Genomic DNA, 21,639 nt, shown 5'->3' with positions numbered 1-21,639 from the left:
TTCAGCTCGATTTTGCCCGAGTCGGCCCGACTCTGCCCGAATCAGCTCGAATCAGCTCGACTCAGCTCGACTCAGCTGCGTTCAGATCAGAAACCCCGCTCGGAGCCGGTGGTATATACCGGACATGCCTTCCTCCCGCCGCCCACTCGCCACCGTGACCAGGCACGGTTGGCGGCCTGCCGTGGCCAGCGCGGTGCGCCTGCTCTCCCCGCACGGCTCACTCGCGCTCCAGCGGGCGGACGGGGCACTTCTCTTCGCCGTACGCGGCGCCTTGGCGATGGCGCTGGTGGCACTGCCGGTGGCGATCGCAGGTCGGCCCGATCTCTCCGTGTACGCCATGCTGGGCGCCTTCACGACGACGTTCGGGCGCAACCTGCCGTACCCGCGCCGTGCTCGCGTTCTCGCGCTGGTCGCGGTGGCCATGACGGCGTGCGTGGGCTGCGGATCGGCGCTCGCCGCGTGGGTTCGTCCGGGAGCCGGTGGCTGGGGCGCCGCCGTCGTGGTCGCGGCGACGGCGGTGGTCGCCGGGCTGGCGAAGCTGGCGTGTGACGCGACCCGGTTGAGCGGGCTCGGCGCGGTACTGCTGTTGTTCTCCTTCGCGGTGGCGGCCAACGGCTCGCCCACCACCGCCGACGTTCTCCCGCAGACCGGGCTTGCCGCGGCCGGGGCTGCGGTCGCCTGGGTACTCGGGGTGTCCGGCTGGCTGGTGCACCCGGACCGGCCGCAGAGATTCGCCGTCGCCAGGTCCCTGCGTGAGCTCGCGGGCCTGCTGACCGGACCCGGAGGACCGGGCGGAGACGCACGGCAGACGCGACACCGTACGACGGTTGCGGTGCTGCAGGCGTACCACTCCCTCGGTATCGCGCCTCCGTCGCAGGGGCACCAGGCCGGCCGGGACGGAGTCTTCGTACGCCTCACCGACCTGTCGTGGTCGCTGCTGATCAGCTCGGCGCGCAGAGCGCCAGTCGACCCCGCCGCGACGGCGGAGCAGTTGCTCAGGCAGGCTCGTGTCCTCACCGAGCGCTGATCAGCTCGGCGCGCAGAGCGCCAGTCGACCCCGCCGCGACGGCGGAGCAGTTGCTCAGGCAGGCTCGTGTCCTCACCGAGCGACGCCGGCGACCGCCGGCACTTCTGCCCGAGCTGTCGCTCCCGTCTTCGGCGGCGCAGGGCAGCGAGGACCCGCCCATGACTCCCATGGCCCCCGCCACCGGACCGGGCCAACCTGTCGCCTGGCGTGCCACCGAACTTCTGATGGGGCGACGCGCCGGCGGCCCCGAACACCGGGCTGTCCTCGCCGTTCCCGCGGTGCGGATGGTCCTGGGCACCGGGATCGCGGGCGGGCTGGCCGTGGCCGGGGGGCTTGAGCACAGCTACTGGGCGTCGATCTCCGCCGCCGCCGTGCTGCACTCCGTCAACCTCCGCACCACGGCCCAGCGCGCCGTCCAGCGCACCCTCGGCACGGTCATCGGCCTGCTCCTCGCACTCAGTGTGCTCGCCACAGACCCGAGGCCGGTGGCACTCGCCTGCGTGATCGTGCTGCTCGAATTCCTCCTTGAATACTTCGTCCCGCGCAACTACGGGCTGGGCGTGGTCTTTCTCACCCCGCTGGCCCTGCTGATGAGCGACCTGGCCGCGCCCGCCCCTGCCGGGGAACTCGTCGCCGACCGTGTGCTGGGCAGCGTGCTCGGCATCGTCGTCGGGCTCGTCTGCGCGCTTCTGGTCGTCCACGACCATGCCGCGCTGCGTGTCGAGTGTGCGCTGGCCGCCTGCACACAGGCATCCGATCACGCGGAACTGTCGCTGGCCGAAGGATCGGGACCCCAGCTCCCCGAGGTGCAGGTCCAACTGGTGCTCGCAGTGGTCGAGTTGCGTGATGCCGACGACGCCGCCGCGGGAGAACTGTGGCCGGCGGGGATCGATCCCGCCGAACTCGCCGCCGCCGAGCAACGTGCCTACGTCCTGCTGGAGCGCCTCCACCACGAGCGCTGACGACTGACGCCCGACGCGCGCGAGCCTCTGACCTCGGGCTAGCGTGGTGTGATGCGCCACGAGGTGTCCGATGCCCATACCGCGTTGGCGGTGGGGAGCGGTGACCTGCCCGTTCTCGCCACGCCGTGGTTGATCGCGTGGATGGAGGCGGCCACCGTCCGGGCCGCTGCGCCCTTCACGACGCCGGGCCGGACGACGGTAGGAACCGGTGTCCGCATCAAGCACCTTCGTGCCACACGGGTCGGTACCTGGGTCGACGTCCTCGCGGAACCGCCCGCAGAGGCGGAAGGCCGACGACTCACCTTCCTCGTGCGGGCCCTGGACAGTACGGGGAAGCTGGTCGCGACGGGTGAGATCGACCGGGCGATCGTCGACCGGCGACGCTTCCTCGCAGGGGCGTCGGACCAGGGCTCCGGGATCAATCAGGGTGCGCGAGAGCGACCGACGCGTGGGGGCCATCCCTGGTGACTCCTCCCCCTCATCCGGACGCGCATGCTCTCCACGCGCGATCAGCGGCTCCGCTGGGTGCTCGCGTACACCCAGACCCCGCTGGCGTCGCAGGAGGAACCAACCGAGTCGTTTCCGTCCTCACCTCTTGAGACCCTGGCGGCGGACCTTGTAACGGAGGTGCAGTACGCGGTCGCCCTGGATCACCACGTGGGGGTCCTCGAGGAGATGCTGGGTGTCGACGGCGCCGAAGTACCGCTTGCCCGAGCCGAAGACGACGGGCACGACGTCCATGGCCACCTCGTCCACCACACCCAGGGCGAGCGCCTGCCCGCCCACCTCGCCGGCGGCGACGGCGACGGTGCGGTCCCCCGCGAGTTCCCTGGCCTTGGCGACCGCTTGCGCCACGTCGTCCACGAAGTAGTAGGACGCCTCGGGATGCCAGCCCTCGGGCTTGGGCCGGTGGGACACCACGACCACGTGCTCCCCCGCCGGCGGCGCCCCCTCCCAGCCGTTGGTGATGTCGAAGAGGTGCCGCCCGATCACCATCGACCCGATGCTCGCCCACATCGGCCGGACGTACTCGGCCGAGACCTTGGACACCGACACTTTGTCGTTCGCGCCGATCTCGGCGTCGCCATTCGCGTACCAGTCGAAAAGGGGGCCGACCTGATCCTCCGAGTCGGCGATGAAGCCGTCCACGGAGACGACGTTGTGCATCACTACGGTGCCCATCACTTCTCCCAGGTGTTCCGATATGTGCCGCGAGGGCTTCTGGCCTCCGCCGTACATACATAGACCGGGCACGCCGCCGGGGCTCATCGCCCGACGGGTGAGGTAGGCGGGCGTCCGCACCGCCCGCGTGGCTCACTACCGGGACCTCGATGTCAGTCCTTCTCGACGTCGATGTGTTGGTCAGCCGGGCGTAGCGTTGCGGGTCCCCTGTTGCGGATGCGCAGGGCGATCGATGTAGATGCCTGCCGCGAGGACGATGAGCTAACCGGTATACCAAATGCCAGGCAATGGTCGGTGGGATCTTGTTTCCGCCGTTGGGGCCGGGATTCCGTGACTTCCTGTTTCTTTGCGCTGCGCCAGAACGGGTTCTGGTCTTACCGGCGCTCCGCAGGCCGATGCCGCCAGTCCGGCGGCCGCTTAGGTCATCGACGAGGAGCGGCGCACCGCCGCCCACCGCTACCTCACCAGCACCGACCTCCCCCTCGGCCAGGTCGCCCTGCTCCTCGGCCTCTCCGAGCAGTCGGCCCTCAACCGCCGCTGCCGTCACTGGTGGGGCGCCACACCTCGCGCGATCCGCCTGGGCCGGCCCGGACAACTGACGGACTCCTGAGCGAGCGGGCCTTGCGCCGACCGCCGCGCCCCTTGGGCCGACTGGCACAGCGCGTCGCCCGCCTCTATATCCTCCGACTTATGGTGCTTTACGAGGATGATCAGGCCGTGAGGACATAGGGAGTGCGCATGCGGCGTCGCACGTGGGCGCGGGCCGTGCTGGCGGTCGTCCTGGGGAGCGTCCTCGTCACAGGACCGCAGGTGCCCGCCGCCCACGCCGAGAGCCGCCGCGCGGAGTGCGGCACTGACGCGTACCCGTGCTCCGGGGTGAACTGGCTGTACGAGTACAACTTCGCCCTCGGGCTGCATCCCTTCACCACCCCGCACGACGTCCGGTCCCAGCTCACGCACCACTTCTGGCTGTTCCCGGTGAGCGGCGGCTGCCGGGGTTCGGTGCGGCAGGGCGATCAGTGTTCGCTGGTGGGCCACAACCCCGTGTCCGTCGAGCGCGTCGGGAGGACCTACTTCCAGATCACCACGCTGCCGGGACACAGCCTCGGGGACGGTCTCCACATCCGGTTCTCCTTCTCGCGGACCCTCGGCATGCATTTCCTGACCGTGCGCGCCTGGTACGACGAGGCGACGATGTGCACCAACGGCTGCAGTGTGGTGAGCGGGCTCGTCGCTCTGGCGGTGTGGCAGGTCCTTGCGGACACCCTGAAGATCTCGGCGTTCGCCGCGTGAGATCGTGGGCCACGCCCGCTCGTTACTCACTCGAGCCCAAGGAGAAGCCTCGTGACCGGTTCGGCGCCGACCTCTGATCTCACCGGCTGGCAGAAGGCTCCGTTCACGGGCGGCGGGCTGACGTACGACGTGTACGAGAAGGGCAGCGGCCCCGGCGTCGTACTGATCCCGAGGTCCCCGGCATCACGCCCGCCGTGCTCGGCCTCGCCGACCATCTGGTGGAGCAGGGGTTCACGGTCGCGATCCCGTCCCCGTTCGGCGAGCCGGGCCGCGAGGAGTCCGTCGGCTACGCCCTCAAGGTCCTGACCCGGCTCTGTGTCGCCTCCGAGTTCCGCGCCTTCGCCACGAACGCGCGCCGGCCGATCGCGGACTATCTGCGCGCGCTGGCCCGCGACCTCGCGGCGCGCACTCCAGGGCCGGGGGTCGGCGTCATCGGCATGTGCTTCACGGGAGGCTTCGCGCTCGCCGCCGCGGTGGACGACGTCGTGCTCGCGCCGGTGCTCAGCCAGCCGTCGGTCCCGTTCCCTGTCAGCGGGGCGCGGCGGGTCGACCCGGGCCTGTCCCGCGCCGAGTTCGACACGGTGGTCAGCCGTTCCAAGGAATCCGGCCTGTGCGTGCTCGGCCTGCGCTTCAGCGAGGACAGGGCGGTGCCCGCCCAGCGGTTCCGCACGCTACGCGAGCATCTCGGTGACGCGTTCGAGGTCATCGAACTGGACTCGTCGCCGGGCAACGCGGGCGGTTTCGCCAAGGCCGCGTACGCGGTGCTCACCGCGGAGGTGCGCGAAGGGCCGGGCAACCCGGCGCTCACCGCCCGCGAACGCGTCGTGTCCTTCCTTCGCGAACGGCTGGTTTCAGAGGCTTCATAGATGCAGCGGAGCGTGACGCGGGGAGTGACGCGCGGCGCAACCTTCCTGCAACGTAGCGCGGAGTTGACTGTGGCTCCGCGACACCGGACTACGGAGACTACGGAAGGAGCCTGCCGTGAGTGACGAGGCCCCGCGTGTGGAGCTGACCCCGGCGGCCGCCGATCTGCTGCGGCGGCTGCGTACGGCCCATGGGCCCCTGATGTTCCATCAGTCCGGCGGGTGCTGCGACGGCAGTGCCCCCATGTGCTACCCGGAGGGCGAGTTCCGCACGGGTGGCAGCGATGTGCGGCTCGCGTCCCTGACCGTGGAGGGTGTCGCGGAGCCGGTCGCGTTCTGGATGTCGAAGAGCCAGTTCGAGGTGTGGAGCCACACGCGGCTGATCGTCGACGTCGTCGAGGGCCGTGGCAGCGGCTTCTCCCTGGAAGCACCCGAAGGTGTACGTTTCCTGATCCGTTCCCGGCTGGTCGGCTCCTAGCCATCGACGCGACCCTTTGCGTCTGGTGAACTCCCTTGTGACAGGGGTGAGTTACGCGGACAGCTGGGGGTCACGTGAGACATCGCGACGGACGCTACAGATCGGCCCTCGCGGCCTGTGCCGCATTCGGCGCGCTGGCCGGCACCGTCCTCGCTGGGGCGGCGCCGGCCAGTGGCGCGGAGGGCGGCGGCACTTCGATCGCCCCGGGCGTCACGTACGAGGAGTTCGACATCCCCGCTGCAAAGGGCCTGACGCACGCGCATGTACTGAGCGTCGATCTGCGCGACGCACGCGTACGGGTCGATCTGCTGCACCCGGACGCGGTCGGCGGACGGGCCACCGTCTCCTCGCTGGCCGACGAGAGCGGCGCGGTCGGCGGCGTCAACGGCGACTTCTTCAACATCACCGAGTCCCAGCACCCCGGCGTAGAGGCCACCGGTGCCTCCGTCGGTCCGGCCGTCGCGAGCGGCCGGACACTCAAGGCCGCCGTACCGAACGGCCAGCGCTTCGGTCCCGCGCTCCCGCCCGGCACCACTACCGAGGACGTGCTCGGCGTGGGCGTCGACCACCGCGTCCGGCTCGACCGCATGGCCCTCGACGGCTCGGTCAGCGCTGACGGGCGACGGCTGCCGCTCGGCGGCCTCAACCAGTACGCGCTGCCCGTCGGTTCGGTCGGCGCGTTCACCTCCGACTGGGGCGCCGTGTCGCGGGTGCGCGCCACGTGCGGCACCGACACGAACCGGGCCGCGCCGTGCAGCACGGACACGTACGAGGTGACGGTGCGGCACGGCCGTGTCGTGTCATCGGCCGACACACCCGGCAGCGGGTCCATTGCGTCCGGCACCACCGTCCTCGTCGGGCGCGAGGCGGGCGCGCAGGAGCTGCGGAAGCTGTCGACGGGCGATCGCGTCCAGATCAGGCACCGCCTGGTGGCGGCGACATCGCACGTTCCCTACCAGTTCGCGGTCGGCGGCTACCCCGTACTGCGGGACGGCGCACCGCTGCCTGGCCTCGACGCGAAGACGGCCGCGGTCCGCACCGCCGCGGGCGCCACGGCAGACGGCCGCCACCTCTTCCTCCTGGCCCTGGACGGCGCCCCGCAGTACCGCACCGGCCTGACCATCGCGGAAGTGGCGGACGCGATGCGCAGGTTGGGCGCGGACGACGCGTTCAGCCTGGACGGCGGCGGATCGTCCACCCTGGTCACGAGGGACCCGGGCGCCGCGACGACCACCGTGAGAAACCACCCGACGGACCCCCCGGAGCGCGCCGTGGCGAACGGGATCGGGGTCTTCTCTCGACGCTGAGCCCACGCTCACACGGACAGGATCACGTCCCGGAGGGCTACTCGGAGCCCTCCGCCGCCGGGCGCCTTGGGGGTGTCGTCCGCCTGGGCGGGGTACGCGACACGGCCGCGGCGATCGTCATGGTCAGGGCGAGGGCACGGCTCAGAGCTCTGCTCGTCATGGCGCGAAGCTAAGGCCACACCCTTGAAGTGTCCGTGCGCACACGGGCGTTGTTCACGAACCCGAAACGATCAACGGACCCGTGGGCAACGCCGATGGATCAAGGATGCAGACTGCTCACGATCTCCGCCGTAGCCGTCAGGCCGTTGTGCAATGTGGGCGCCATACTCGTGCCGGCCAGCAGGAATCCCAGCAGCACGCAGACCATCGCGTGCGAGATCTTCATTGCGCCGTTGCGCAGAAAGACCACCGCCAGGATCAGAAGCAGCAGCACGACCGAAATCGACAGGGACATCGCCGAACCTCCTCCGCCACGCCAACACCGCGGCCTTCGGCCGCAAGTGTGGCGTAGTGGAGGCTGCGTCCGGGCGAGTGACGTGTCCGCCGAACGAGTGATGTGGCGGCGGGCGCCTACTTCTCGTGGGCGTCGAGGAACGCTTCGAGACCCGCGAGGTCGTCCGTGTTGAGGTGGTCCACGCCGGCAGCGAGCAACTCGCCCCACACGGCGTCGCGCTCGGGTCCCGCGACGTCGGGCGTCGCCCAGAAGCGGACGCGGCGGCCCTCCTGGTGGGCGGCCGACACGAGGGAACGCAGCTTCTCGCGCTCCGCGGCCGGGATCGGTCCCGCGCCCTGCCAGGTGAAGTTGTTGGCCCAGTTGTCGCTGATGAGCGGAGTGAAGGAGGCGGGCGCGGCGGCGCCGAGGTCGGTGAGGCGGCCGTCGTAGAACGCGCTGCGCGCTTGCTGCCGCTCCATGGGCTCGCGGGCGGCGCGGTCCCCGGAGATCACCGCGGTGACCGCGCCGGTGCGCACGCGGCCGTGGGCGTACGTGGTGAACAGGTTGCGGTAGCCGCGCAGTTGGCGGTCCAGTTCGAGGTAGGTGGCCGCGCCTTCGGTCTTGATGTCGACGAGGAGCTGGAGCGGCGTGCGGTAACCCCGGTACACGGACCCGTGGTTGGCCCTGACTCGGGCTGCCAGCGGTTTCAGGTAAAGCGCCGCGAGGGTGCGCTTCGGGTCGAGGTCGATCGGGTCGTGCGCGACGAGGAGCTCGCCGTCGACGAGGTAGATGTCCGCCTCGACGCTGGCGAAGCGGTGGTCGAGGGCGTCGAGGAGGGGCCGGGGGTGCTCGTAGTCGTTGTGTGCGTGGGCGCGCAGCAGGGGGCGGGGGCCGCGTCCCCGCTCGGACGCCTGTGCGTACCCGGGCACGGCGACGGTCGCGGTGACCGCCGCGGCAAGGGTCGCGAGGGCTCTGCGACGGGTGAGGTGGGCCATGTGTTCCTCCCGGGGAGTGCCGTACGGGCCTCAGCGAGTATGAGGTCCCGTACGTCTCAATGGGAGCTACCGGGGAGGGAGTTGGCCGGACCTGCATGCCGCGTTCACCTGTGTGCTCAGGGTGAACGACGGGCTGCCGGGCGGGGGGTCGGACCGCCCCTCGTTCACCTGTCTTCTCCGGCGGAGCCCAGCGCGTCCCACTCCACCGACCGCACGCCGTCGCGCAGCTGGTACGTGTACGTGCGGCCGCCGGCGCTCACCTTCGGCAGGGCGGCGGCAAGCGCGGGCAGCAGCCGCCCGCCGGGCGCCGAACAGGCCGGGGCGGCCGCCGCCACCGCGCCGGCCTGACCACCATGCCCACCCCTCTTGAAGATCAACTCATATTGCGAACGGGCGCGATAACGTCATCTCGTCAAGGGAAGGCAAATCCCCGGGGGGTCAGACCCGGCGTCGGACCCGGCGTCAGGGCGCCCGGAGGTCGACCAGCTCGGCCAGCTCCTCCCGGTGCCTGCCCGCGGAACCCAGCGCGATCGAGTCGGCCTTGGCCCGCTTGAGGTAGAGGTGGACGGGGTGCTCCCAGGTCATGCCGATGCCGCCGTGCAGCTGGAGCGCCTCCTCCGCCGCGTGGACAGCCGCGGGTCCCGCGTACGCCTGGGCGACGGCCACCGCGACGTCCGAGTCATCGCTCCCGGCGGCGAGGGTGTCCGCCGCGCTGCGGGCCGCGGCGCGGACGCCGACAACCTCCAGCCACACCTGGGCGAGCCGGTGCTTCACCGCCTGGAAGGAACCGACGGGCCGGTTGAACTGGTGGCGCTCGCGCGTGTAGCGGACCGTCTCCGTCAAGCACCAGTCGGCGAGGCCGAGTTGCTCGGACGCGAGAAGTCCCGCTCCGGCCCGCAGCGCGCGGCGGACGGCCGGAACGGCGTTGTCGGTCAGCACACGCGCGCGTGCACCGGTGAAGGTCACCGTGGCGACGGGCCGGGTGGGGTCGAGGGACGTCCGTGCCTCGACGGTGACGCCGTCGTCGGTGACATCGACCGCGTACAGGCCGCTGCTCGTCGGTACGAGGAGCACATCGGCCGCCGCCGCGTCGGCGACGCCGGTGACCTGCCCTTCCAGCCGGCCACCCTCTTCCCGTACACCGGTGAAGGCCTGGCCGGGCGCGGCCGACAGGGGCACGGCGAGCACACCCACCGTGCGGCCCGACGCGAGCGCGCCGAGCAGCGCGGAGGCCACGTCGCCCGCGCAGTCGAGGAGCGCCTCGGTCGCGACGACGGCGCTGGTGAGATAGGGAACGGGGGCGACGGAGCGCCCCAACTCCTCAAGTACCACGGCCACTTCGCGGTGCGTCGCGCCCTGGCCGCCGAGCTCCTCGGGGATCAGCAGACCCGCGAGCCCCATGCCCTCGGCGAGGGACTTCCACAGCGCGCGGTCGTGCGGCTCGTCCGTCTCGACGCGGGCGAGCACCGACGCGGCGTCGCAGTGGGCGGCAAGGAGGGCGCGCACAGCGGACCGCAGCGCCTCTTCCTCGTCCGTGTACAGCAGATCGCTCATCGCGCGAGGTCCTTCCAGGCGACGTCCTTGTCGGTGCGCGGCTCGGACGGCAGTCCGAGGACGCGTTCGGCGACGATGTTGAGCAGGACCTCGCTCGTCCCGCCCTCGATGCTGTTGCCCTTCGCGCGCAGATAGCGGTATCCGGCGTCTCGGGCCAGGAAGTCGACGACGGCCGGCCGGCGCATGGTCCAGTCGTCGTACAACAGGCCCTCATCGCCGAGGAGTTCGATCTCCAGGCCGCTGATCTCCTGGTTGAGGCGGGCGAAGCCGAGCTTCATGCCGGAGCCCTCCGGGCCCGGCTGGCCCGCGACGAGCTGCTGGCGCAGGCGCTCGCCGGTGAGGCGGGCGACCTCGGCCTCGACCCACAGCTTCAGGAGCCGCTGGTGCAGGTCGTGGGTGCGCACCTCGGGGCGTTCCCGCCAGGTCTTCGCGACCGCGGAGATCATGCCGCCCTCGCGCGGGATACGGGAGCCGCCGATCGACACGCGCTCGTTCATGAGCGTGGTCTGCGCAACCTTCCAGCCGTCGCCGATCTCGCCGAGGCGGTGCGCGTCCGGGATGCGGACATCGGTGAGGAACACCTCGTTGAACTCTGCCTCGCCGGTGATCTGCCGCAGCGGCCGCACCTCGACGCCCGGGTCGGTCATGTCGCAGATGAAGTACGTGATGCCGCGGTGCTTGGGCACGTCCGGGTCGGTGCGGGCGATGAGGATGGCCCAGCGGGCGGCGTGCGCGCCGGACGTCCACACCTTCTGGCCGTTGATCACCCAGTCGCCGGTGGCCTCGTCGCGCACGGCGCGGGTGCCGAGGGCCGCGAGGTCGGAGCCTGCGCCGGGCTCGCTGAACAGCTGGCACCACACCTCCTCGCCGATCCACAGCGGGCGCAGGAAGCGCCGCTTCTGCTCGTCGGTGCCGAAGCCGAGCACCGTCGGGGCGGCCATGCCGAGGCCGATGCCGATGCGGCGCGGATCATTGTCCGGGGCGTCCGCCACGGCGAGTTCGGCGTCCACGACGGCCTGGAGCGAGCGCGGCAGACCCAGCCCGCCGAGGCCCTGCGGGTAGTGCACCCACGCGAGCCCGGCGTCGAAGCGGGCCTTCAGGAAGTCGGTACGGTCCGTGATCGCGGGCGGATACGCGGCCAGCAACTCCTGGGTGCGGCGGCGCAGTTCGGCGGCGTCGGTCATGCGCCCGCCCCCTCGTGACCGGGCACCACGGCGACACGGCCGGTGGTGACGCCGTCGGCGACGCGCTGCACGGCCGCTGCCGCGCCACTGAGCGGCACGCGCTCACTGATCAGCGGCTTGATCGCGCCGCGCGCCGCGAGCTCGGTGAGCTGCTCGTGGCAGTGCGCGACCAGCTTCGGGTCCTTGGTGTTGTACAGGCCCCAGTGCAGGCCGAGGATCGCGTAGTTCTTCACCAGGGCGTGGTTGAGGGCGGGGCTCGGGATCGTGCCGCTCGCGAATCCGACGACGACGATCCGGCCCTCGAAGGCGACGACCTTCGTGGACTGCGTGTACGCCTCGCCGCCGACCGGGTCGTAGATGACGTCTGCCCCCCGGCCGCCGGTGGCCTCCTTCACGGCGGCGATGACGTCCTGCGCGCGACGGTCGATGACGACGTCGCAGCCGAGATCGCGGGCCGCCTTCGCCTTCTCCTCGCCGCCGACGACGCCGATGACGGTGGCGCCGGCCGCCTTGCCGAGCTGGACGGCGGCGCTGCCGACGCCGCCGGCCGCCGCGTGCACGAGGAGCGTCTCGCCCGCCTGGAGGTGCGCCCTGCGGTGCAGGCCGAACCAGCCGGTCTGATAGCCGATGTGCAGGGCCGCGGCCTCGGCGTCGTCGAGCGCGTCGGGCGCGGGCAGCAGGGCGGCGGCGTCCGCCACGGCGTACTCGGCGAAGCCGCCGTGCGGCAGCGCGGGGTTGGCCAGCACGCGTCGGCCGTCCTCGGTCTCGCCGCAGATCTCCACGCCGGGCGTGAACGGCATCGGCGGCCGCACCTGGTACTGGCCCCGGCACATCAGCGCGTCCGGGAAGTTGATGTTCGCCGCGCGCACCCTGAGCAGGACCTGGCCGTCCCCGGGGACGGGCCGCTCGACGTCGGCGAGCTCCATCACCTCGCTCGGCTCGCCGTTCCGGTGCACTTGCCATGCCTGCATGCGGGGCCTCCACGGGACTTCTTCGTCTTACCGGGCTCGCTCGCATACTAAGCGGTCGCTTGGATATCTGGGAACAGGCTTGGGACCCTTTTTCGCGCACGCCGTCGCGGGCTTGTCCCAGACGCTGCCGCAGGCGCTGTCGCAGGCATGGAGCTTTCGGCGTCCACGCGGTATCGATACGGCATGACGGACTCGACCGGCCCCGCCCGCGCGACGACACCGCGGGGGCTGCCTGCTCCTCCCCCGGCCGGCACGACGGCGCTCCCCCCGGGAACGTACCGGGGAAGCCTGGTCCTGGTCACGGGCGGCGGGACGGGTCTCGGGAAGGCCGTCGCCGCCGAGTTCGCGCGGCTCGGCGCCGACGTGATGATCGCGAGCCGCCGGGCCGCGCATCTGGAGCCCACGCTGGAGGAACTGGCGGAGGTGAGCCGCGACGGCGGCACGGTGACGGCCGCGGTCTGCGACATCAGGGACCCGGACCGCATCGCCGAGGTCTTCGACACGGCGGAGGCGGCGCACGGGCGCACCCCCGACGTACTCGTCAACAACGCGGCCGCCAACTTCCCCGTACCCGCCGAGGACATGAGCCCGAACGCGTGGCGCACCGTCGTCGACATCACCCTCAACGGCACCTTCTACATGACCCGCGAGTTCGGCCGCAGACACCTCGCGGCGGGCACGCCGGGCTCAGTGATCGCCGTAGGCGCCTCCTACGCGTGGACGGGCGGCCCCGGCTTCGCCCACAGCGCGGCGGCCAAGGCGGGCGTGAAGAACCTGGTGGAAACGCTGGCCGTGGAGTGGGGCCCGTACGGGATCCAGGTCAACGGCCTCGTGCCGGGGCTCATGCCGCACGAGGACATGACGGGGGACATCCGCGCCAACCTCAGCCTGGAGGCGGGTCTCGGTGAGCATGACGCCCGGCAGCCCGCCCTGCGTGTCGGCGCGCCCCGTGAGCTGGGCTGGGCGGCCACCTTCCTCGCCTCCCCCTACGCCCGCTTCATCAGCGGTCACACGCTCGTCGTGGACGGGGCGAACTGGCAGCGACGCGGGCTGGTGAGCCCGCCTGTGGTGACCGTGCGGGAGCAGATGGGGAGGGGGCCGTTCCAGGAGGGACCGTGAAGGGCGACCGTCACCTTCGATCGCTACATTCCGTCGAAGCGCGGCTCGCGCCGCTCCGTCTTCGCCGTGTACCCCTCCCTGATGTCCTCCGACGTGAGGGTGAACGCCGCGCTCATCGCCACGCGGTCGAGTGCGGCCGCGAGGCCCGCGTCCGCGAACGCGTCGATGTCGCGCTTGACGGCTTGCACGGCGAGAGGCGCGTTGGCCGCGATCTCCGCGGCCAGCGCATGGGCGGACTCCTCCAACTCGCCCGCACCGGTGACCTGTTGGATCAGGTTCAGCCTGTGCGCCGTCCGCGCGTCGATGCGGCGGCCCGTCAGCGCGAGGTACTTGGCCCAGCCCGCGCCCGCCTCGCGCGCGATCCGCAGATCGCCGCCCGCGTCGACGGCGACCCCGAGCTGTGCCTCCGGCAGCGCGAACACCGCGTCGTCGGCCGCGATCCGCACATCGGCCATCAGCGCCAGCTCGAACCCGACGCCGAGGCAGTAGCCCTGGACGGCCGCGACGACGGGCTGTGGCAGGCCGGCGAACGCACGGAACCGCTCATGGACCCAGCGAATGCCCTCGTAGTAGTTGCGCGTCAGCTCGGACCCCGAGCGCCCGGTGATCCCGCCGCCGGGCGCCTTGATGTCGATGCCCGCGCAGAAGGCCCGCCCCTCGGCCCGCAGCAGCACCACCCGGATCCTGTCGTCGAAGCGGATCCGGTCGGCGAGCAGGCCGAGTTGACGGCTCGACTCCCAGCTCCAGGCGTTCAGCTTCTCCGGCCGGCACAGGGTGAGGACGCCGATGCCGCCCTCCTCGACGTGCAGCCGGAGCCGCCGCGCACCGTCACCCCCACCCCCGCCTTCGCCCTCGCCTTCGTCGGGAAGTTCGTTGCTCGTCGTGTCGATCATCCCGCCACCACCCCCACCATCCTGACGAGTCATCAGAAGGCGCAGAGTAGGCGACGGGCCCTACCGACTGAAGAGTTCGAACGGTACGGCCGGTGTGCCGCCGAAGCGCTCCGCGGCGGCCTGGACGTTGCCGGTGAGGAACGAGCGGCAGTAGGCCTCGGGGTCCTCGTCCGTCAACACCTCGATGTACGTGCGGTGTTCGAGCAGGGAGCGCACGGCCCGTTCGATACCGGGCGCCGCGTCGACCGCGTGCGTGGGCGACGACGAGCCCGCGACGGCGACCCAGCGCACGCCGTTCCACGGCTCCAGGCCCTGCTCGATCAGCTCGGGGAAGATCCAGCGGTTGCCCGCGTCCGCCGCCGCGTCGAGGGTGGCCCGGCCGACGGCGACATGGTCGGGGGTGTTCCAGGCGACGCCGCCCCACGTGTCACGGTGGTTGAGGGTGATGAGGAGTTCGGGCCGGTGCCTGCGGATCGCGGCGGCGATGTCGCGGCGCAGCGCGGTCCCGTACTCGACGACGCCGTCCTTGTGGTCGAGGAACTCGACGGTGTCCACGCCGACGACGGCGGCGCTCGCTCGCTGCTCCTGTTCGCGCAGGGGTGCGCACTTGGCGGGTTCGAGGGTGTCGATGCCGGCCTCTCCGCGGGTGGCGAGGACGTACGCGACCTCGCGTCCGCCGTCGGTCCAGGCGGCGATCGCCGCGGAGCAGCCGTATTCGAGGTCGTCCGGGTGCGCCACGACAGCGAGGGCGCGCTGCCAGTCCTCGGGCATGGGCTGCAGCTGGCCGGGGGCGGCGGTCTGGATCTTCGGCTCGGTCATGGGCCGCACACTAATGCGGCGCCGTCCGCGGTGCGGGGTATTCGCCGGGCGGGGAAGGCCGTCTCACCTCCCCCGCCCCTGCCCTCTCAGACGTCTCCGCGCACCATCGCGAGCAGCCGGTCGAGGACGCGCGGCGCACCGGCCCGCAGACCGTCGTGCTCGAACTCGTCGGTGACCCATGTGCGCAGGCCCTTGATGGTGCGTGCCGTGCGCATGGCGTGGTCCGTGTCTACGTACATGTCGTCGTGGTAGACGACGGCGACGGCCGGCACCTCGTTGGCAGCCAGGCGCGTGGGGTCGTAGAGCGGGGCCCAGTCGGTGCGGGCGGCGAGGAGTTCGGCGGTCTCGCGCAGGGGGCGCAGGGCCGGGTCGCAGTCGAACATCCACGGGTGCACGGACTCGCCGGTGAAGAGCAGGGGCCCGTCACCGTCGAGGGTCTTCGCGGCGTCGAACTGGGGGAACTCTGTGCGTACGCGCTCGGCGGACCAGTTCGTGGGCCGGTCGTCCTGCCCGTAGACGGCCTCGTGCATGACCGCGTAGAGCGGGTGTCCGGCGTAGGAGAGCGTGGCTTGTACGTCCTCCTGGAAGGCGTCGGACAGTTCGACGCCGCCCGGCGTGCGGACGAAGGCATCCTCGAGGAGGTAGTGCAGGCGGTCGCTGCCGCCGGTCCCGCCGAGCAGGATGCCGAGGGACTGGAAAGCCTCGACGGTCAGCTTGTAGCCGCCGTTCAGTACGGGCTCGTGCTCGGCGAGGTACTCGGCGATGCGGCGAGCGCGTTCGACGTCCTGCGGGTAGCGCGCGTAGTGGGCGGCGACCTTGCGTTCGATGCGCGGGTACGCGGCGCGGTAGACGTCGTCCGCGTGGCCGTCGAGCGTGGGCAGGCCGCCGGTGATGACGGCGGCGGCGAGGCCCTCGGGGGCCGTCGACAGATAGCGGGTGGCGCAGAACCCGCCGAAGCTCTGGCCGAGAACGGTCCAGGGGGCGCCGCCGGTCACCTCGCCGCGGATCGCCTCGCAGTCGCGGACGATCGAGTCGGCGCGGAAGTGCGCGAGGTAGTCGGCCTGTTCGCGCGGGCCGCCGCGCAGCGGAAGCGTCTGCCGGTTGGCCGGGGTGGAGCTGCCGGTGCCGCGCTGGTCGAGGAGGAGCACCCGGTGGTCCTGGAGCGCCCGGCCGAGCCAGGCCTGCTTGCCGGAGAAGCGGTTGGCACCGAATCCGGGGCCGCCCTGGAGGTAGAGGAGCCACGGAAGGTTCGCGTGTTCCTTGCCGATGGCCACCGCCTCGCGGGCGAACAGCTCGATGCTCTCGCCCTCGGGGTGGTCGTGGTCGAGCGGCACTGAGAAGCGGCGGTCGGTGAGGACGACACCGGGCTGGCGGTATGTGGCGGTCGTCAAGGAGGCTCCTGGGCGGCGTTCGGAATACGGTGTGCGGTGTCCGCTCAGTTCAGCACATGTCAGCGCGAGCCCAGACTCGACCCCCGTACGACCAGCTCGGGCTGGAGGACGACCCTGCGGTGGCGGTGGGGCTCGCCGCTCGCGGGTTCCGTCTCCTCCAGGAGGAGTTCGGCGGCCATCGCTCCCATGGTGACGGCGGGCTGGCGCACCGAGGTCAGTGGCACGGTGGCGGCCGACGCGAACTCGATGTCGTCGTAGCCGACGATCGCCATGTCCTCGGGGACCCGTACCCCGGCCGCGTACATCGCCTGGAGGACGCCGAGGGCGAGCAGGTCGTTTGCGCAGAACGCGGCGGTGGGGCGCTCGGCGAGGCCGAGCAGGCGGGCCCCGGCGTCGCGTCCCGCCGCGACGTCGAGCCGCTCCGTGGGCAGTTCGCGCAGCGCTCCGGCCGGGAGTCCCGCCTCGGCCAGGGCCTGGAGGGCGCCGGTGCGGCGGTCCTTGACCTGGTTGAGCGCGGGCGGACCGCTGACGTAGGCGATGCTGCGGTGTCCGGCGTCGACGAGGTGGCGCACGGCGAGAGCGCCGCCGGTGACGTCGTCCACGGACACGGAGCACTCCGAGGTGCCCTCGGCTACGCGGTCGACGAGCACGAACGGGATGCCGTGCCGGCGGAAGCTCTCGATGTTGCGGCCGCTCGCCTCGGCCGGGGTGAGGAGCACGCCCCGCACGCGCTGCTCGGCGAACAGGGAGAGGTACTCGGCCTCCTCGGAGGGGTCCTGCGCGCTGTTGCACACCATGACGCCGAGCCCGGCCTCGCGTGCGGCACGCTCGGCGCCGCGCGCGACGTCCACGAAGAACGGGTTGCCCATGTCGAGGACGAGCAGCCCCATGATGCGGCTGCGGCCGGCGCGCAGCTGGCGCGCCGACTCGCTGCGTACGTAGCCGAGCCGGTCGATTGCTGACAGGACCCGGGCCCTGGTGTCGGAGGCGACGGAGTCCGGGCGGTTGATGACGTTCGAGACCGTGCCGACGGAGACTCCGGCGGCGCGGGCGACGTCCTTGATACCCACCGACTGGGCCATCGGGCGAGGACCTCCATGGGGCGATGAGCGACGGGAATGATTCAGGTTACCCGTGAACGCGCTGGTGGCTGCGGGGACGGGGGACTCGTAGGACGGCGGCACCTGCTCGTGCACTACCCGCCGAAAGTCGCCCTCTCCAACCTGGTCAACTCACTCAAGGGCGTCAGCTCACGCCGCCTGCGGCAGGAGTTCACCGGACGCACGAACCGGGCGATCATGCCCGGCCGGTTCTGGTCCGGCTCCTACTTCGCCGGATCCTGTGGTGGTGCACCACTCCAGGTGGTCAAGGACTACATCGAGAACCAGAAGCGGCCCGACTGAGCACGGGCCGCTGGCGCAGCATTCCGGAGCGACGCTGCGACGCTCCGCGCCGCAGGGCCAGGGATCGTATCCCTCCCCGCCTGAAGGCGGGGATCCCCTCCGACGAAGAAGGATGGGAATGGCACCGATCGGGTCTGAGGAGCTGACTATGAAAGGTTTCAACCAGACTGCACGGAAGCTAGTCCCGCACCAACAGCGGCGTCAATGGTGAGGACGTGGAAATCTCTGATCCCTCTGCCGCACCGCGACAAACCCTTGACAGGCCACTTTCGTCACTCTAGCTTCCATCCCTGAAACGATTCAGACCCGAGTCGTAGGAGCCGAGTGTGATCAGCAGAAGACGACTGCTCAGCACGACCGCTACAGCCGCCCTGGGGACGGCCATCGCCTCCGCCGCACCGGGAGCCGCGCAGGCCGCGCCCGCCTCGGGAGCCGCCGCAGGGGCTCGAGCCACGAAGGCCGTGCGCGTGAGCGCGCCCACCGTCGAGTACGTGAGGCACCCGCTCGGCCTCGACGTGCCCCATCCCAGGCTGAGTTGGCCCCTGGAGTCGGACGAACCGGGCCGGGCCCAGAGCGCCTATCAAATACGCGTCGCCACCACCGCGGACCGCATCGGCGATCCCGACGTGTGGGACAGCGGCAAGGTCGACTCCCCCGAGTCCACCCTCGTCCCCTATGCGGGCCCCGCCCTGGCCGCGCGTACCCGCTACTACTGGTCGGTCCGGGTCTGGGACACCACGGGCAGGGCCTCCGAGTGGAGCGAGCCGTCCTGGTGGGAGACCGGCCTGACCGACGCGTCGGACTGGTCGGCCCGGTGGATCGGCGCGCCCGCGGCGCTGATCGGGACGCCCTCGCTCGACGACGCCTCCTGGACCTGGTTCCCCGAGGGCGACCCGGCCGCCGGCGCCCCGGCGGGAACCCGCTACTTCCGCGGCCGTGCCGACGTACCCGAAGGCCTGACCCGGGCCCGCCTGGTGATGACCGCCGACGACGGCTACACCGCGTACGTGAACGGGACCGAAGTGGCGCACGCCGACCCGGACGGCCCGGCGGAGAACTGGCGCCGCCCCGCCGTCGTCGACGTCACCGCCCAACTCCGTGCCGGTACCGCCGTGTTGGCCGTCTCTGCCGTCAACGCCACGGATAGCCCCGCCGGCCTCCTCGGCCTCCTGGAGCTGACGACGGAGGACGGGGTGAAGACCTTCGTCACCGGCGCCGACTGGAAGGCCGCCGACCAGGAGCCAGCCGGTGACTGGAAATCGGCCGGGTTCGACGACTCCTCGTGGAAGGCGGCGAAGGCGCTCGCGAAGTGGGGGTCGGGCCCCTGGGGCAAGGTCGCGCCATCACACTCCCCCGCCGCCCAGCTGCGCCACGAGTTCCAGCTCAAGGGCAGGTCCGTCGAGCGGGCGCGCCTCTACGCGTCGGCGCTCGGCCTGTACGAGGCCCACATCAACGGCGAGCGGGTCGGCGAGGACCGGCTCGCGCCGGGCTGGACGGACTACCGCAAGCGCGTCCAGTACCAGACGTACGACGTGACCAAGCTGGTGAAGTCCGGGGCCAACGCGCTCGGGGCGACGGTCGCCGCGGGCTGGTACGCCGGGAACATCGCCTGGTTCGGTCCGCATCAGTACGGCGAACGGCCCGCGTTCCTGGCCCAGTTGGAGGTCACGTACACCGACGGTTCGACCGAGCGGGTGCTGTCCGGCACGGACTGGCGCGCCTCGACCGGGCCCGTCTCCGAGGCCGACCTGATGGCGGGCGAGGAGTACGACGCGCGTCTGGAGACCGACGGCTGGACGCGCGCCGGGTTCGACGACTCCGGCTGGGTCGCGGCCACCGCCGTCGACAAGGTGAGCGCCGCCCTCGTGGCCGAGGCAGGCGGTCCCACCCGCCTCGAACGCGAGCTGCCCGCACGGAAGTTGACCGAGCCGAAGCCCGGCGTGTTCGTCTACGACCTCGGCCAGAACATGGTCGGCGCGGTCCGCCTCACCGTCGCCGGGAAGGCCGGCACCACCGTACGGCTGCGGCACGCCGAGGTCCTCAACCCGGACGGCACGATCTACACCGCCAACCTCCGGACGGCGAAGGCCACGGACACGTACACCCTCAAGGGCGGTGGCAAGGAGACGTACGAGCCTCGCTTCACCTTCCACGGCTTCCGCTACGTCGAGGTGACCGGCTACCCCGGCAAGCCCCCACTCAACGCTGTCGTGGGGCGGGTCATCCACACATCGGCGCCCTTCACCATGGACTTCTCGACGAACGTGCCGATGCTCAACCAGCTGCACCAGAACATCACTTGGGGACAGCGCGGAAACTTCGTCTCGATCCCCACCGACACTCCGGCGCGCGACGAGCGGCTCGGCTGGACCGGCGACATCAACGTCTTCGCGCCGACGGCCGCCTACAACATGGAGTCGGCCCGCTTCCTCACCAAGTGGCTGGGCGACCTGCGCGACGGCCAGAGCGACGAGGGCGCGTTCACGAACGTGGCCCCCGACATGCCCGGCGTCGGCAACGGCGTCGCGGGCTGGGGCGACGCGGGCGTGACCGTCCCGTGGGCGCTGTACCAGGCGTACGGCGACACGCGTGTCCTCGAAGAGTCCTGGTCCTCGATGCTGAAGTGGCTCGACTACCTGGAGAAGCACAGCAGCGGTTTCCTGCGCCCCGCCGAGGGCTTCGGCGACTGGCTCAACCTCCAGGACGAGACGCCCAAGGACGTCATCGGGACGGCCTACTTCGCCCACGCCGCCGACCTCGTCGCCCGGGCGGCGAAGGCGCTGGGCAAGGACCCGGCGCCGTACACGTCGCTGTTCGGCAGTGTGCGCGACGCGTTCCGCGCGGCCTACGTCTCGGACGGCGGCAAGGTGAAGGGCGACACGCAGACCGCGTACGTGCTCGCGCTGTCGATGGACCTGCTGACGGAGGCCGACCGGGGTCCCGCCGCCAACCGTCTCGTCGCTCTCATCAAGGCGAAGGACTGGCACCTGTCGACGGGGTTCCTCGGCACTCCGCGCCTGCTGCCGGTCCTCACCGCGGCCGGTCACACCGACGTCGCCTACCGGCTGCTCGTCCAGCGGTCCTTCCCCAGCTGGGGCTACCAGATCGACAAGGGCGCGACGACGATGTGGGAGCGCTGGGACTCCATCAAGCCGGACGGCAGCTTCCAGGACGCCGGGATGAACTCCTTCAACCACTATGCGTACGGCTCGGTCGGCGAGTGGATGTACGCGAACATCGCCGGTATCGCACCGGCCGAGCCGGGCTTCCGCAAGATCCTCGTGCGGCCACGGCCCGGTGGCGGGATCACGCGGGCGGAGGGGCGCTACGACTCCGTCCAGGGGCCGATCAGCACCAAGTGGTCGGTGGACTCGGGCGGCTTCCGCCTCAAGCTCACCGTGCCGGCCAACACGTCCGCCGAGGTGTGGATCCCCGCGTCCGACGCGGCCAAGGTCGCCCACGGCGCGGCGACGTTCCTCCGCATGGACGACGGCTGTGCCGTCTTCGCGGCGGCGTCCGGCACCTACCGCTTCTCCACCTGACGGACCGCGAGGCTGAGATGAGCCCATGCCTAAATCGATTCACTCCTGCCCCGTCCCGGCGCGGGCGGACGGAGGCACACAGACGTGACGGATGACGTGAAGACAGCACAGCGGCCCGACCGGCGCGCCGTGCTCGGAGCGGGTGTGGGCGGGGCGGTGCTGGCCGCGGCCCGGCTGCCCCTCCTGAGCTCAGGAACAGCCGCGGCAGCGACGCCGGTTCAGG

At 71.4% G+C, this 21,639-nt stretch carries 22 protein-coding genes and 1 pseudogene; 11 read left to right on the top strand and 12 right to left on the bottom strand.

The genetic code is table 11. The annotated features are described in order from the left end of the window. The first annotated feature begins 154 nt into the window (after positions 1-154). The 3 genes from ACY0PA_RS39025 (at position 155) to ACY0PA_RS39015 (ending at position 2,457) form a co-directional block, all read left to right on the top strand. On the top strand, positions 155-1,027 hold the full coding sequence (locus tag ACY0PA_RS39025; protein WP_473082080.1) for a hypothetical protein: 873 nt from the start codon (positions 155-157) through the stop codon (positions 1,025-1,027). Between the two features lie 158 nt (positions 1,028-1,185). Further along, entirely contained in the window at positions 1,186-1,989 is an 804-nt protein-coding gene (locus ACY0PA_RS39020) for an FUSC family protein (protein WP_473082079.1), read from the top strand. A gap of 51 nt (positions 1,990-2,040) precedes the next feature. Next, positions 2,041-2,457 (top strand): thioesterase family protein, encoded by a 417-nt coding sequence (locus ACY0PA_RS39015; protein WP_473082078.1) that lies wholly within the window; start codon positions 2,041-2,043, stop codon positions 2,455-2,457. Between the two features lie 120 nt (positions 2,458-2,577). On the opposite strand, the gene ACY0PA_RS39010 is transcribed toward ACY0PA_RS39015, so the two are convergent. After that, positions 2,578-3,171: a dihydrofolate reductase family protein gene (locus tag ACY0PA_RS39010; protein WP_473082077.1), complete on the bottom strand. Its 594-nt coding sequence runs from the start codon at positions 3,169-3,171 to the stop codon at positions 2,578-2,580. 424 nt (positions 3,172-3,595) lie between these two features. Between ACY0PA_RS39010 and ACY0PA_RS39005 the strand changes: the two genes are divergently transcribed. From ACY0PA_RS39005 to ACY0PA_RS38985, 5 genes are all read left to right on the top strand, one after another. Continuing rightward, complete coding sequence (locus tag ACY0PA_RS39005) at positions 3,596-3,781, top strand: helix-turn-helix domain-containing protein (protein WP_473086570.1); 186 nt, start codon at positions 3,596-3,598, stop codon at positions 3,779-3,781. 128 nt (positions 3,782-3,909) lie between these two features. Further along, the gene (locus ACY0PA_RS39000; RefSeq protein WP_473082076.1) at positions 3,910-4,464 is read left to right on the top strand and encodes a hypothetical protein; all 555 of its coding nucleotides are present in this window, start codon (positions 3,910-3,912) and stop codon (positions 4,462-4,464) included. 194 nt (positions 4,465-4,658) lie between these two features. Further along, complete coding sequence (locus tag ACY0PA_RS38995; protein WP_473082075.1) at positions 4,659-5,330, top strand: dienelactone hydrolase family protein; 672 nt, start codon at positions 4,659-4,661, stop codon at positions 5,328-5,330. A 115-nt stretch (positions 5,331-5,445) separates the two neighbouring features. Further along, positions 5,446-5,805, top strand: a complete 360-nt coding sequence (locus tag ACY0PA_RS38990) for a DUF779 domain-containing protein (protein ID WP_473082074.1) — start codon at positions 5,446-5,448, stop codon at positions 5,803-5,805. Between the two features lie 74 nt (positions 5,806-5,879). Beyond that, a complete protein-coding gene (locus tag ACY0PA_RS38985) occupies positions 5,880-7,112 on the top strand; it encodes a phosphodiester glycosidase family protein (protein WP_473082073.1) in 1,233 nt (410 codons plus the stop codon). A gap of 37 nt (positions 7,113-7,149) precedes the next feature. Here ACY0PA_RS38985 and ACY0PA_RS38980 read toward each other — a convergent pair whose 3' ends face one another. From ACY0PA_RS38980 to ACY0PA_RS38950, 7 genes are all read right to left on the bottom strand, one after another. Beyond that, positions 7,150-7,272: a hypothetical protein gene (locus tag ACY0PA_RS38980; protein ID WP_473082072.1), complete on the bottom strand. Its 123-nt coding sequence runs from the start codon at positions 7,270-7,272 to the stop codon at positions 7,150-7,152. 99 nt (positions 7,273-7,371) lie between these two features. Continuing rightward, positions 7,372-7,566, bottom strand: coding sequence for a hypothetical protein (locus tag ACY0PA_RS38975; protein WP_473082071.1), 195 nt, complete (start codon positions 7,564-7,566; stop codon positions 7,372-7,374). 116 nt (positions 7,567-7,682) lie between these two features. After that, positions 7,683-8,540, bottom strand: coding sequence for a phosphatidylinositol-specific phospholipase C/glycerophosphodiester phosphodiesterase family protein (locus ACY0PA_RS38970; RefSeq protein WP_473082070.1), 858 nt, complete (start codon positions 8,538-8,540; stop codon positions 7,683-7,685). 164 nt (positions 8,541-8,704) lie between these two features. Next, on the bottom strand, positions 8,705-8,917 hold the full coding sequence (locus tag ACY0PA_RS38965; protein WP_473082069.1) for a hypothetical protein: 213 nt from the start codon (positions 8,915-8,917) through the stop codon (positions 8,705-8,707). Positions 8,918-9,002: 85 nt separating this feature from the next. After that, positions 9,003-10,094 (bottom strand): acyl-CoA dehydrogenase family protein, encoded by a 1,092-nt coding sequence (locus tag ACY0PA_RS38960; protein ID WP_473082068.1) that lies wholly within the window; start codon positions 10,092-10,094, stop codon positions 9,003-9,005. Further along, entirely contained in the window at positions 10,091-11,278 is a 1,188-nt protein-coding gene (locus tag ACY0PA_RS38955) for an acyl-CoA dehydrogenase family protein (protein ID WP_473082067.1), read from the bottom strand. The genes ACY0PA_RS38960 and ACY0PA_RS38955 overlap by 4 nt, the downstream gene beginning before the upstream one ends. Beyond that, positions 11,275-12,249 (bottom strand): NADPH:quinone oxidoreductase family protein, encoded by a 975-nt coding sequence (locus ACY0PA_RS38950; RefSeq protein WP_473082066.1) that lies wholly within the window; start codon positions 12,247-12,249, stop codon positions 11,275-11,277. Before ACY0PA_RS38950 ends, ACY0PA_RS38955 begins: the two co-directional genes overlap by 4 nt. A 183-nt stretch (positions 12,250-12,432) precedes the next feature. Here ACY0PA_RS38950 and ACY0PA_RS38945 point away from each other — a divergent pair, with 183 nt between their 5' ends. After that, entirely contained in the window at positions 12,433-13,368 is a 936-nt protein-coding gene (locus tag ACY0PA_RS38945) for an SDR family oxidoreductase (protein WP_473082065.1), read from the top strand. A 23-nt stretch (positions 13,369-13,391) separates the two neighbouring features. Here the strand turns inward: ACY0PA_RS38945 and ACY0PA_RS38940 are convergent, their stop codons facing one another. From ACY0PA_RS38940 to ACY0PA_RS38925, 4 genes are all read right to left on the bottom strand, one after another. After that, complete coding sequence (locus ACY0PA_RS38940) at positions 13,392-14,261, bottom strand: enoyl-CoA hydratase/isomerase family protein (RefSeq protein ID WP_473082064.1); 870 nt, start codon at positions 14,259-14,261, stop codon at positions 13,392-13,394. 60 nt (positions 14,262-14,321) lie between these two features. Further along, a complete protein-coding gene (locus tag ACY0PA_RS38935; RefSeq protein WP_473082063.1) occupies positions 14,322-15,080 on the bottom strand; it encodes a PIG-L deacetylase family protein in 759 nt (252 codons plus the stop codon). A gap of 86 nt (positions 15,081-15,166) precedes the next feature. Beyond that, complete coding sequence (locus tag ACY0PA_RS38930) at positions 15,167-16,471, bottom strand: alpha/beta fold hydrolase (protein ID WP_473082062.1); 1,305 nt, start codon at positions 16,469-16,471, stop codon at positions 15,167-15,169. Positions 16,472-16,530: 59 nt separating this feature from the next. Then, the gene (locus ACY0PA_RS38925; protein WP_473082061.1) at positions 16,531-17,553 is read right to left on the bottom strand and encodes a LacI family DNA-binding transcriptional regulator; all 1,023 of its coding nucleotides are present in this window, start codon (positions 17,551-17,553) and stop codon (positions 16,531-16,533) included. A gap of 99 nt (positions 17,554-17,652) precedes the next feature. On the opposite strand from ACY0PA_RS38925, the pseudogene tnpA reads away from it, so the two are divergent. Beyond that, positions 17,653-17,874 (top strand): annotated as a pseudogene (gene tnpA, locus ACY0PA_RS38920) (IS200/IS605 family transposase); the annotation flags it as partial. A 326-nt stretch (positions 17,875-18,200) separates the two neighbouring features. Continuing rightward, a complete protein-coding gene (locus tag ACY0PA_RS38915) occupies positions 18,201-21,416 on the top strand; it encodes an alpha-L-rhamnosidase (protein WP_473082060.1) in 3,216 nt (1,071 codons plus the stop codon). Positions 21,417-21,639 lie beyond the last annotated feature (223 nt).

The sequence above is a fragment of the Streptomyces sp. DS1-CR2 genome, assembly GCF_055760475.1.
The sequence above is the reverse complement of the archived record's forward strand: the minus strand, read 5'-3'. Positions and strand labels throughout refer to the sequence as shown.

Coding starts and splice junctions, on each gene's coding strand:
- ACY0PA_RS39020 (WP_473082079.1), top strand. CDS start 1,186: ATGACTCCCATGGCCCCCGCCACCGGACCGGGCCAACCTGTCGCCTGG.
- ACY0PA_RS39015 (WP_473082078.1), top strand. CDS start 2,041: ATGCGCCACGAGGTGTCCGATGCCCATACCGCGTTGGCGGTGGGGAGC.
- ACY0PA_RS39010 (WP_473082077.1), bottom strand. CDS start 3,171: ATGGGCACCGTAGTGATGCACAACGTCGTCTCCGTGGACGGCTTCATC.
- ACY0PA_RS39000 (WP_473082076.1), top strand. CDS start 3,910: ATGCGGCGTCGCACGTGGGCGCGGGCCGTGCTGGCGGTCGTCCTGGGG.
- ACY0PA_RS38980 (WP_473082072.1), bottom strand. CDS start 7,272: ATGACGAGCAGAGCTCTGAGCCGTGCCCTCGCCCTGACCATGACGATC.
- ACY0PA_RS38975 (WP_473082071.1), bottom strand. CDS start 7,566: ATGTCCCTGTCGATTTCGGTCGTGCTGCTGCTTCTGATCCTGGCGGTG.
- ACY0PA_RS38970 (WP_473082070.1), bottom strand. CDS start 8,540: ATGGCCCACCTCACCCGTCGCAGAGCCCTCGCGACCCTTGCCGCGGCG.
- ACY0PA_RS38960 (WP_473082068.1), bottom strand. CDS start 10,094: ATGAGCGATCTGCTGTACACGGACGAGGAAGAGGCGCTGCGGTCCGCT.
- ACY0PA_RS38955 (WP_473082067.1), bottom strand. CDS start 11,278: ATGACCGACGCCGCCGAACTGCGCCGCCGCACCCAGGAGTTGCTGGCC.
- ACY0PA_RS38950 (WP_473082066.1), bottom strand. CDS start 12,249: ATGCAGGCATGGCAAGTGCACCGGAACGGCGAGCCGAGCGAGGTGATG.
- ACY0PA_RS38945 (WP_473082065.1), top strand. CDS start 12,433: ATGACGGACTCGACCGGCCCCGCCCGCGCGACGACACCGCGGGGGCTG.
- ACY0PA_RS38940 (WP_473082064.1), bottom strand. CDS start 14,261: ATGATCGACACGACGAGCAACGAACTTCCCGACGAAGGCGAGGGCGAA.
- ACY0PA_RS38935 (WP_473082063.1), bottom strand. CDS start 15,080: ATGACCGAGCCGAAGATCCAGACCGCCGCCCCCGGCCAGCTGCAGCCC.
- ACY0PA_RS38925 (WP_473082061.1), bottom strand. CDS start 17,553: ATGGCCCAGTCGGTGGGTATCAAGGACGTCGCCCGCGCCGCCGGAGTC.